The organism is Halomonas sp. BC04, from assembly GCF_000568385.1.
Genome location: NZ_AZQX01000162.1, coordinates 1 through 11,069, shown reverse-complemented (window position 1 = coordinate 11,069; position 11,069 = coordinate 1). Strand labels below are relative to the sequence as shown.

General features: G+C 62.2%; 8 protein-coding genes, 1 tRNA gene and 3 pseudogenes. 8 read left to right on the top strand and 4 right to left on the bottom strand.

The features are described 5' to 3' along the window. Positions 1-178: 178 nt before the first annotated feature. Positions 179-254, top strand: a tRNA-Ala gene (locus tag Q427_RS11495). Between the two features lie 28 nt (positions 255-282). Further along, a pseudogene (locus Q427_RS36855) lies at positions 283-1,808 on the top strand (amidase). Between the two features lie 15 nt (positions 1,809-1,823). Here the strand turns inward: Q427_RS36855 and Q427_RS11485 are convergent. Beyond that, positions 1,824-3,572: a putative bifunctional diguanylate cyclase/phosphodiesterase gene (locus Q427_RS11485; RefSeq protein ID WP_081785957.1), complete on the bottom strand. Its 1,749-nt coding sequence runs from the start codon at positions 3,570-3,572 to the stop codon at positions 1,824-1,826. A 332-nt stretch (positions 3,573-3,904) separates the two neighbouring features. Here Q427_RS11485 and Q427_RS11480 point away from each other — a divergent pair, with 332 nt between their 5' ends. Beyond that, positions 3,905-5,884, top strand: a complete 1,980-nt coding sequence (locus Q427_RS11480) for a diguanylate cyclase (protein ID WP_051496303.1) — start codon at positions 3,905-3,907, stop codon at positions 5,882-5,884. Between the two features lie 131 nt (positions 5,885-6,015). Here Q427_RS11480 and flgN read toward each other — a convergent pair. The 3 genes and pseudogenes from flgN to flgA form a co-directional block, all read right to left on the bottom strand. After that, a pseudogene (gene flgN / locus Q427_RS11475) lies at positions 6,016-6,464 on the bottom strand (flagellar export chaperone FlgN). After that, the gene (gene flgM, locus Q427_RS11470) at positions 6,461-6,748 is read right to left on the bottom strand and encodes a flagellar biosynthesis anti-sigma factor FlgM (RefSeq protein WP_043513955.1); all 288 of its coding nucleotides are present in this window, start codon (positions 6,746-6,748) and stop codon (positions 6,461-6,463) included. The pseudogene flgN and the gene flgM overlap by 4 nt, the downstream one beginning before the upstream one ends. A gap of 154 nt (positions 6,749-6,902) precedes the next feature. Beyond that, entirely contained in the window at positions 6,903-7,601 is a 699-nt protein-coding gene (gene flgA / locus Q427_RS11465) for a flagellar basal body P-ring formation chaperone FlgA (RefSeq protein WP_043513953.1), read from the bottom strand. Positions 7,602-7,788: 187 nt separating this feature from the next. On the opposite strand from flgA, the gene flgB reads away from it, so the two are divergent. The 5 genes and pseudogenes from flgB to Q427_RS11440 all read left to right on the top strand — a co-directional run. Continuing rightward, complete coding sequence (flgB, locus tag Q427_RS11460; protein WP_043513951.1) at positions 7,789-8,202, top strand: flagellar basal body rod protein FlgB; 414 nt, start codon at positions 7,789-7,791, stop codon at positions 8,200-8,202. 63 nt (positions 8,203-8,265) lie between these two features. Beyond that, positions 8,266-8,673: a flagellar basal body rod protein FlgC gene (flgC, locus tag Q427_RS11455; protein WP_043513949.1), complete on the top strand. Its 408-nt coding sequence runs from the start codon at positions 8,266-8,268 to the stop codon at positions 8,671-8,673. A gap of 5 nt (positions 8,674-8,678) precedes the next feature. Next, the gene (gene flgD, locus Q427_RS11450) at positions 8,679-9,371 is read left to right on the top strand and encodes a flagellar hook assembly protein FlgD (RefSeq protein WP_043513947.1); all 693 of its coding nucleotides are present in this window, start codon (positions 8,679-8,681) and stop codon (positions 9,369-9,371) included. Positions 9,372-9,440: 69 nt separating this feature from the next. Further along, positions 9,441-10,665, top strand: a pseudogene (gene flgE, locus Q427_RS11445) (flagellar hook protein FlgE). Positions 10,666-10,850: 185 nt separating this feature from the next. Then, positions 10,851-11,069, top strand: a 219-nt coding sequence (locus tag Q427_RS11440) for a flagellar basal body protein (protein WP_043513945.1), incomplete at its 3' end; no start/stop codon positions are given.

Genomic DNA, 11,069 nt, shown 5'->3' with positions numbered 1-11,069 from the left:
GTGAAGAGAGCGGATGGTATTGAAGCCACCAAGCTTGCCACACTCGTCGGCCAAGGGAAATTGGCTTAGTGCCCATACTGCACGTTACCGTCAACGGGGCGTGAAAACTGGCGGGTTAGGTTGACTGGCCAGACAGTGGTCGGTATCATTTGCCTCGTTCTTGCGAGAGCAACAACGTGGGGCCTTAGCTCAGCTGGGAGAGCGCAACACTGGCAGTGTTGAGGTCAGCGGTTCGATCCCGCTAGGCTCCACCACCGAATTCAGGGAAAGCCGCCTGACGCTATGCGTCAGGCGGCTTTTTCATGTGCCCTTGTCAGATGGCGGGTATTTCCCACACTCTATACGAACTCACTGGAAAAAAGGGAGGTCCGTGTGAGTGATGCCGATCTGGGAACCATGGATGCCAGCCAACTGCGGAGTCTCTTCGAAACGCACCAGGCTTCTCCGCTGGAGGCCACAAGAGCCGCTCTCGATCGTATCGATCGTTTCAACGGCGAGGTCAATGCCTACGTTCATGTCGACCGGGAGGGGGCAGAGGCCGCCGCCCATGCATCGGCTCGCCGCTGGGGGCAGGGGAGGCCACTGAGTCCCATCGATGGCGTGCCGGTTTCACTCAAGGATCTGACCGAGGTCGCCGGCATGCCGGCCAGGAAGGGATCCTTGACCGAGCCTGATGCACCCTGTGAGCGTGACTCGCCGCCGACTCGCCTGCTGAAGGAGGCGGGTGCCGTGATACTCGGCAAGACCAATACGCCGGAGTTCGGCTGGAAGGCGGTCACCGACAACCGGGTGCATGGTGCGACGGCCAATCCCTGGGATACTCGCCTGACACCCGGCGGTTCTTCGGGAGGCGCCGCCGTCGCCGCCGCGCTGAATATGGGGGTGCTGCACCAGGGTGGGGATTCGGGTGGATCGATCCGCATTCCCGCCGCCTTCACCGGTGTGTTCGGCTTCAAGCCCACCTTTGGCTGGACGCCCCAGTGGCCTCCCTCGAAGGAACCAACCCTGTCGCACATCGGCCCCTGACCCGTACCGTCACCGATGCGGTGAGCATGCTCAACGTCATCGGGCGCTACGACTATCGTGACCCCTATGCCACTCGAGGCCAGCCCGACGACTGGGGCGAAGAGATCGGTCGGGGGCTTCAGGGGTTGCGAATCGCCTACTCCCCTGACCTGGGCTATGCCAGGGTGGATCGCGACGTGGCCGAGCGGGTGCGTGCGGCTGCCCACAAGCTGGAAGCGCTTGGAGCAATCGTCGAAGAGGTCGATCCCGGGTTCGAATCGCCGATCGATATCTTCAACAAGCTCTGGTTTACGGCGTCACTGGCAGTCTACGACGAAATGGGTGAGCGCAATCGGCAACTGCTCGATCCGGGCATGGTTGCCGATGCCAGGCGAGCGGAGCAATGGAGTGCGCTGGAACTGTTTCGCGCCCTGCGTGGCCGGGCGCTCCTGACCCAGCAACTGGAGTACTTCAACCAGCAGTACCATCTGGTGATGACGCCCACGGTCGCCATCTCACCGTTCGAGCTTTTGCACAACGTCCCGCCTGGCAGGGACATGCGAGACTGGGAGGAGTGGGCGCCGTTTTCCTATCCTTTCAACCTCAGTCAGCAGCCAGCGGCCTCGGTGCCTGTGGCTTCACCGACGCTGGCTTGCCCGTCGGTTTCCAGCTGGCGGGGGGGAAGCACGACGACACTCGCGTGTTGCGTGTCGCCCATGCCTTCATGGAGGCCTACCCGGCTCGCTATCCCGCCGTGCCTAATCCGTATCAGAGTGGCTAGGCCAGGAGTCTGTCGGATTTGACAGATCGTCGCGATCCTAGCAGCGGGCCGACTTGCGTTCGGATAGCCACTGGTCCAGCTCCTCGGCCGGCAGGGCGGGACAATAGTAGTCGCCCTGTACACGCTTGCTGGAAAGATGGCTCACGGTGGTGGCCATGGCCTGGTCATCGATGTCGATGATCGCCGGCTCGATATGGAGTGCCTGCAGGAGGCGGCACAACGCTTCCAGCAGGTTGCGCTCATCCTGCTGGGGGGCTCTGGTCAGGCTGGCACTGATCCTGGCTCTGGCGAAGGGCAGGCGAGATAGCCAGGCGAGGTCGAGGGGTTCGGTACCTAGCCCATCGATGGAGAGCCGCACGCCGAGTCGCTCGAGTCGCTTGAGCATATGGGAGGCGCCGTCCAGGTTGCTGGACAACCCCTTTCCAGGGACCTGCAGGGTCATCCAGGCCAGAGACTCGAGCCGCTGAAGGCGGAGGAAGTGGTCGAGCGGTCTGCGGTCGAAGGTGTCGTGTACCAGATGTGACTCACAGAGGCGGATCGAAACGGGCAGTTCGCCGAGCGATGAACCGCTTTGCAGCCAGCCCAGGTGATGGGCGATGACGCTCTGTATCACCCAGCGATCAAGCCGAATACCCAGGCCCAGGCGACAGATGGTGTCGAGGAAGGCTTCGGGGGGGTGCTGCCACTGCTTGGGCTGTCGCCAGCGAATGGCGGCTTCCAGGCCGATGCAGCAACCGGTATCGGCATCGATTTCAGGCTGGAAGTAGAGCTGAAAATGACGCTCGGGGAGGTGAATGGCCTCGCTTAGCCGGCTCTCGAGTCGATGTTTCTCCTTCAGCTTTGTGGTCAATCGGTGATCGACAAAGGCCAGGCGCCCCGGGCCCTTCTTGCGGGCGGTATACATGGCACTGCGCGCGGTGGTGATCAGTGCCTCCTCATCCTGGGCATCGGTCGGGTAGAGCGCGATGCCGATGGAGGCCGTCAGAAGCAGGTAGCGGTTCCCGGAGAGGAAAGGTGGCTCCAGCGCCTCCTGAAGCCGTTCTGTCACCACCTGGGCGGCTTCTGCCGTCCCATCCTTTTCCAGCAGCACGATAAACTGGTCGCCACCCAGTCTGGCCAGGGTATCCCGGCTGCGTAGCGCCTTCTGCAGGCGCTGGGCCAGCTCACCCAGCAGCCGGTCGCCTTCCACATGACCGACGGCATCATTGACCGCCTTGAATCGATCGATATCGATGAACAGTACGGCAAGCCCGTTCTCGGCGCGCTCCGCCTGGGCCAGGGCGTGATTGAGGCGATCCCGCAGCAGCAGCCAGTTGGGCAGGCCTGTCATCGGGTCGACATGGACCCAGTGTCTGTCGCCGAGCTGTATGCCAGTGGGTGCGGCGAGGCTGACAAAGGTACGCAGGTAGTGGTGTGGGCGCTGGCGCTCATCGCGCAGGCCATCCACGGTCATCAGGACGGGCATCGACTCACCGTCGGCACGGCGGCACAGCACTTCCTGTTGCCAGGAAGTGGGCTCCTCGGCGTTCGAGTCCGGGTCGGGCGCCAGCATCGAGGGTGTCCGCAAGGAGAGAAAGAAGTGCTCGACCGGCCAGCCTGCAACCTCGCTGCGCTCGCAGCCGGCAATTCGGCAGAAGGCGTCATTGGCCAGGACGATGAGCCCGGCGGTATCGGTCAGGACCATGCCGGTCTGCCCCTGCTCGAACGCACTCTGTATGAGCCGTGCAGGGTGTTGGGCCAGGGGGCTGACCCTGTCGCCTGGTGGGCGTTTGCCGTGTGAACTCATCGATTCGCTTTCTCAGCCCCTGCTGCATTGGTTGAAATGTCGAGTTGGGTTTCGACGTTGACATTAAAGAGTATCGTCATAAGACGCCCAGACTTTAGCGCTGAGCAAGGTAAAATTCGGGGTTGCCCGCAAAAAACCAATAATCATTTGGTGTTGACGCCTGCGCGAGACTCAAGTTCGGAAATGGGGTGCCGATACAAGAGGGAAGAAGTCGTGCCCTGAGGCAGGGTCGCCAAGGGTGGGGTTTCAGGTTCGGCGTCGTTAACGGTGGATGGATCGCTCGACTCCCGATTTTATCGCCAAAGGGGAACGCGTTGCGCATATCGGTTCGGATGGAAGCATTGACTCGATTCCTCTGCTCCCTGCAGGGACGACTGCTTGCCGGTCTTGCCGCGACGTGGTTGGTTATCGTGGGCATCCTGTTGATGCTGGCCTGGCAGTATGGCAAGGCCCTGGTGGATGAGGTCAACCTTGATCACCTGCGTGACGAGTCGCGCTTGATAGCCGATGCCCTGACCGAGAAGGTGAATCGCCGTCTGCATGCCCTGGCTCGTCTGGCGCCGGGCCTGCAGGGTATGAGCCCGGAGCAGCTGGGTGATTTCCTCGAGCATAACCAGGCCCTGATGGAATGGTTCGAGGGCATCATGGTGACCGGGCCCGATGGCGTTGTGCTTGCCGACTGGCCGGTGGTTGAGGGGCGTGCCGGCCTCGATACCTCGGACACTGAATACTTTCGCATGCTGCGCCGCTCTCCGGCGCCCTACGTCAGTCAGCCCTTCGTGGGCCGAGCCAGCGGCGACAACCTGGTACTGATGCTGGTGCCGCGGATCGACGAGCAGGGGGCGTTCAGCGGTGTCGTCGGTGGCATGGTCAACCTGGCGGGGGGCGGCCTGTTCCGTTGGCTGGAGCGAAGCTGGCTGGGCGAGGAGGGGCGTATCTCCGTGTTCTCTGCGTCGGGCCAGGCGTTGTTTCATCCCCGGCGGGCGAACAGCCAGGCGTTCAACGGATTGCCGGCACTCGACCTGGCTCTGGAGGGCTGGGAGGGAGAAACCGTTGCCCGTGGAGTCAATGGCGAGTCGACGCTGATGTCGTATCGCCAGATCAGGCCGGCGAACTGGATCGTCAAGGTATCGCTGCCCCGGTCCCAGGTTCGTGCCCCGCTGGGTGACTATCTCGTTACGCTTTGGTGGGCCTGGCTGGGGTTGGCGGTACTGTTGATGTTCAGCATGCGCTGGCTGGTCAGGCGATTGCTCGAGCCGCTGCACCGGCTGGAGCGTCAGATCGCCCAGGTGGGGGCAGGGGAGCGTCGCTACCTGGCGCTCTCCACCAGCATGGAAGAGTTGAGGCAGGTGGCCAGCAGCTTCAACCGCCTTGAGCATGAGCGGCTCTCGGCCCTGGAGCACCTGCGGGATCGACAGGCCTTTCTCGATGCCGTGCTGGGATCCACGCCGATCGGCATGTTCGTCGCCGATCTCAAGGGGCACCTGAACTACATGAACCCGGCGCTGCTGGAGCTGCTGGGACTGGATGCGTCCTGTAGCGCCAGCGAATGGTGGGAGCGTATTCATCCGGATGACCGCCAGGGCACCCAGGATATGTGGCGCCACTCCCTCTTGACCGGCAACGACTTCATGCGTCAGCTGCGCTTTCACCATCAGGATGGGGTCACCCTTTGGGTGGAAGTGCATGCAAGCCAGGTGAGGGGTAGCGACCAGCCCCTCGGTTTCGTGGGTATGGTGAAGGACATCACCGAACGTCGCCAGCAGGAAGCCTTGCAGCGCTGGGAGGCAGAGCACGACCCGCTGACCGGGCTGCTCAACCGCCGCGGTTTCGAGCGTCGCCTGGAGGAGGCGTTGGCGGAATACGCCAAGACCGGTACTCCATCGGTGTTGATCCTGTTCGACCTCGATCACTTCAAGCCCATCAACGACGAGGGCGGGCATGCGCTAGGCGACGAGATGCTTCGTCGCATTGCCCAGGTGGTGGCCTGGGAAGTCCGTCGTAGCGACCATGTGGCCCGCCAGGGCGGGGACGAGTTTGCCGTGCTGCTGCCTAGCTGCACCCTCAAGCAGGCCGGGGAAATTGCTGAATCCCTGCGCCGAGTGGTTTCCGAGGTCACCGTGGTCAATGAGAGCAGGGTCTACAACATCACGCTCAGCATGGGTGTGACGGCGTTCCAGGAGGGGGATGATGCGGTCGAGACCGTGCTGGCCCGCGCCGATGCCGCCAGCTACAAGGCCAAGGCCAAAGGTCGGAACACCGTGGTCATGGCAGATCCCGACGACGAGAGCCTGGTCGACTCGCTGTGGTAGCTGGGCGAGACAATGCCGCAAGCGGTATCGCCTGGCTGGGATTGGAGCCTGGCTGGATTGTAGATAGTGACAGGGAGCGTCAGGAAATGCTCGGCAGGAAAAGGCTGGCAGAATGAGCGAGCTGACAAAGACTACACCGAGGTATTGAAGCGTCCCGGCTGCGCCCTCACTCGACCGCTGGCGCCATAGGTCGTCTTCTCGGCAGCCTCGTGTATGAATTCGAGCAGGCGCTTGTTCTGGCCCATGCGCAGGCCGACAAGTTGACCGTTCATCGTGTTGAGCCGATGGGCTTTCCGGGTCCGCTCCAGGGTGCTTTCCCACTCGTCCAGGCAGCCGGCTTCTTCGGCGGCCTGGCGGGCGCCGGCGGCACCCTCGGCATAGCCAGGCGCTGCTGGACATTGCGACGCAGGGTCTCGCTGGCTTCCAGCTGCTGCAGTCGCCGCTGCTTGTGCTCGGCGATCGCGGCCAACCGTCGCCCGTCGATATCGGCGGCGGCAAGCAGTTCGCGTTCCTGCTCAAGCAGCTCTATCACGCCGTCAAGGCGCTGCTGCTGCTCGCGGAGAAGCTTGATCAGGCTCATTCGTCACCTTTACCCGCCGTCGATTGCAGCGATTCGATCAGCCCGTCGGCGATGCGGTCGGCACGAATTTCCAGGCGGCCTTCCCGAATGGCCTCGCGAATCTCATCGACTCTGGCGGTGTCGATATCACGGGAGCTGTCGGTGGCATTCTGGCGCAGGTGAGTCGTGGCCGCGGGACCCGAATCCTGCTGCTTGGACTGGCTGGGGGCCTTGACTGGCTGCGCCTCTTCGCGTGGCGTCGTCGGCGTCGGGCGAGTCAGGGGGTTCTGGCTGTTGATCTTCACTATAATGGCCTCGTGACCGGTGCTTTTACACGCTATCGGCTGCGCCAGCAAAAACTTTAGACATGATATAGCGGATGCGCGCAATGCGCATCCGATAGCCCCAGTGTAGACAGGTTGCGTGTAGACAGGTTGCGTGTAGATAGTTCGAGTGTCGTCAGAAGTCGACGATCACCAATCCCTCTCCCCCCACTTGCCCGGTAACCACCTCGCGGGAGTCGAAGCGGATCCGGACGCGGTCGCCCAAACCGCCGGGCTCCAGCGCCTGTCCTTCGCGGGAGACCCGAAAGCCCGCGCCTCGAGCCTCGACCACGACACGTTGATTGCGCTCCACCAGTGGCAGCGAGCGGAACTGGTGGACCTGCAGCGGCTGGCCGGCGCGCAGGTTGCGTGTCGCGACCTGGCCGATGATCTGTTCCGTATCGAGCAGGGCGTTGTTGGGGAGTTCTGCCAGGTTGCCCTGCCGTTGTTCCAGGTGCTCCGGGCGTACCGTATCGCCGGCGTTAAGCGTGGTCGCCAGCACCGGGAACTCGCCGAGAACGCCGATTTCAGCCTGCATGTAACGCACCTGGCGACCATCGCTCCCGCAGCGCACCCCCACCGACACCCGCCCGATCGGCAGCTGGCCTTCACGGGTCAGGAAGGGCTGGGGCGATAGGCACTCCGGTAGCCGGGCCGAGGGCGGACGCAGCTCGATGATGATCTCCTCGCCCAGGGACTGCGCCTCGTTGTGCAGAAAGCCATGTACGGCCTGGAGCAGGGCATCGTCGTTAGCCTTGGCGGTGCCGGAAAGCAGCGCCAGGCCGGCGAGGATCGGCCACAGAGTGAGCAGGAGCTTGAAGGGGTGACGCTGCATGGCATTTGGCCGACGTTGGTGATGGTGCCAGTGAATTCTAGCGTCCGGTGAACTCATGAAACAGCGGAAATGAATGCGGAAAATCGGTCTGTTCTTGCCATTGATGTGACACCACTCTGGCTATTCTTCACTCTCAACAAGTTCCGCACACTGTTCATATTGGGTTTCGACCACGGAGAGCGCCGGCATGATCGATAAGCTCGAGGCCGCCTTTAACTACCACCAGCAGGCACTGGGCTTGCGCCAGGAGCGCCACAAGGTGCTGGCCAGCAATATCGCTAACGCCGATACGCCGAATTACAAGGCGCGGGACATGGATTTTGCCGGCGAGCTCAAGAAGGCGGTCGAGCATGGTCGCTCATCCGGTGGCGGTTTGTCACTGGCCAGGACATCAGCGGGGCATCTGGGCGGACAGGGCTTCGCGCCGCCGAGCCAGGACTTGCTGTATCGGGTGCCAGACCAGCCGAGCCTGGACGGGAACACGGTGGACATGGATCGCGAGCGCACCCAGTTCGCCGACAATTCCGTACGCTACCAGGCGGCACTGACCATCCTCAACAGCCGGATCCAGGGGCTGAAGAGCGCCATGCAGCCCGAATAACCCGGGCCAGAGTCATCCGAGCCGGAAAAGCCAGAGCCGGAAGAACCAGAGAGAGATCGCACCATGTCGATGTTTTCCGTTTTCGATATCGCCGGCTCGGCCATGAGCGCCCAGTCTCAACGCATGAACGTCACGGCCAGCAACCTGGCCAACGCCGACAGCGTGGCGGGGCCGGATGGCGAGGCCTATCGCGCCAAGCAGGTGTTGTTCGAGGCCCGTCACCAGGGCGCCCATGGCATCGGTGGCGTGGGCGTGCGCAGTGTGGTGGAGGACAACTCCCCCATGCGCATGGAGTACCGTCCCGAGCACCCGCTGGCCAACGAAGAGGGCTATGTGACCATGCCCAACGTCGAGCCGGTACACGAGATGGTCAACATGATCTCGGCCTCCCGTTCCTACCAGGCCAACGTCGAAATCATGAACACGAGCAAGCAGATGATGCTCAAGACACTCACCCTGGGTGAGGGATAATCGCCATGTCCACGACCATTGACTCCAGTGTCGTCACGCGCATGAACCAGGGTGGCTCTTCCGCCCGGGATGCCAGTCAGTCCGCCGAACTTCGCAACAACTTCATGACCCTGCTGATCGCCCAGATGCAGCATCAGGATCCGCTCGATCCCATGGACAACCATGAGATGACATCCCAGCTGGCCCAGATCAACACCGTCAGCGGCATCGAGGATCTCAACAAGACCCTGAAGGGCATCACCAGCCAGATGGATGCCGGGCAGACGCTGCAGGCGGCCGGGCTGATCGGCCAGGGTGTGCTGGTGCCGGGGGATCGTGTGTTGATGGAAACCGATGAAGAGGGCAACGCCCACACCACGCCCTTCGGTATCGAACTCGGTCAGTCGGCCGAGAACGTGCGTGTGACGATCACCAACGCCAGTGGCCAGGTGGTCAACCGCTATGACATCGGCTCGGTGAAGGCGGGGGTCGAATCCTTCACCTGGGACGGTCGGACCACCGAGGGTGAAACGGCCGCGCCGGGCGCCTATCGGGTGCGTGTCGAAGCCACCAGCGGCGACAAGACACTCGATGCTTCCACGCTCAACTACGCCGTGGTCGGTGGGGTGACGCCGCCCGACGGCAATGGCGGTGTGAAGCTTGACCTCGGTGCCATCTATGGCCAGGTCGGCCTGGGTGACGTCAAGCAGATTCTTTGATTGACAAAAATGGTTTCCTAATCAGAACCGCGAAAGCGGCATAAAATTCGGCAGGCAGAGGAACGAAACATGAGCTTTTCCCAAGCACTGAGCGGCCTGAACTCCCAGGCACAGAAACTGGGCACCATCGGCAACAACATCGCCAACTCCCAGACGGTGGGCTTCAAGAGTTCCAACGTGCAGTTCTCGGATGTCTTCGCCGGCTCGAAGGTTGGCCTGGGTACCCGGGTGTCCACGGTGATGCAGAACTTCAACGAAGGCAACGTGGAGTCCACCAACCGCAACCTGGACCTGGCCATCGCCGGGGATGGCTTCTTCCGCTTCCAGGATCCCAGCGGCGAAGTGGTCTACTCCCGCAACGGCCAGCTCTCCATGACCTCCGAGGGCGACCTGATCAACGCCCAGGGCGCGCAGATCATGGGCTTCGGTCTCAATGCCGCTGGCCAGGTCCAGGCGGGCGGCAGCCGGTGCCGCTGAATGTCTCCGCCGAGGAGCTCGCCGCAAGCGCCACCACCAATGTAGGCACCACGATCAACCTGGATGCGCGCAAGGTACCTGATAACGACCTGAGCACGATCGAAAGCAGTAATAATCAGGAAATAGAGTATCACTACTCGAATAACTTTACCGTGTTTGATTCATTGGGCAACCCTCGCAATATTACCGTGTACTATGAAAAAATTGATGGTGCTTCAAATACTTGGGAAGCCAAGGTCACAATGGATGGCTATTACAGTGCCAACAATGACTTCACTTTGGAGTTCAATCAGAATGGCACTTTGACTGTGCCGGCAGGAAATGTCACAGATATTACCTTTGATGCGGACTCGCCGCTCGGGGATGATCCTATTCCGCTCGCCTTCCAGCTCAATCTCGCCGGCTCCACCCAGTTCGGCAATACCTCCACGGTCAGCAGCCTGAACCAGAATGGCTACACCTCCGGCACCCTGGTGGGCATCACCATCAACGATGACGGCACCATCATGCGCAACTACTCCAACGAGCAGTCGCGCCCCGCCGGCCAGGTCGCCTGGTGAGCTTCCGCAACCCCGAAGGCCTGACCCCCGCCGGCGACAATGTCTGGACGGCCAGTGCCGCCTCCGGCCAGGAGCTGGTCGGCGCGCCGGGTACCGGCCTGCTGGGCAGCGTGGTTTCCGGCGCCGTCGAGACCTCCAACGTCGACATGGCCCGTGAGCTGGTGGACATGATCGTGGCGCAGCGGGCCTACCAGGCCAACTCCCAGACGATCAAGACCCAGGATGAGTTACTGCAGACTGCCATCAACCTCCGCTAAGGAAACACTGCACAAATGCCTGCACGAGCGAATCGCTGCGTTGCGCGGTGCCGAAGCGTCGGACCGTCGGATCCTCACATATACCCCATATGTTCCGGTTCCTGTGCTCCGTGCGCCTTGCGCTTCATCTCGCTCGGCAATTTGTTCAGCGTTTCCCTAACCGAAATACCTAAGGGATCTGAGCCATGGATCGCATCCTCTATACCGCCATGAGCGGTGCCAAGCAGAGCATGGACCAGCAGGCGGTGGTCAGCCACAACCTGTCGAACGTGTCGACTGCCGGGTTTCGCGCCCAGCTGCATGCCATGCGCGCCGTGCCGGTAGAGGGCGAAGGCGCGCTGCCGACCCGGGTGTCGGTGGCGGCGACCACGCCGGGCAGTGACTTCTCGCCGGGCCCCATCAAC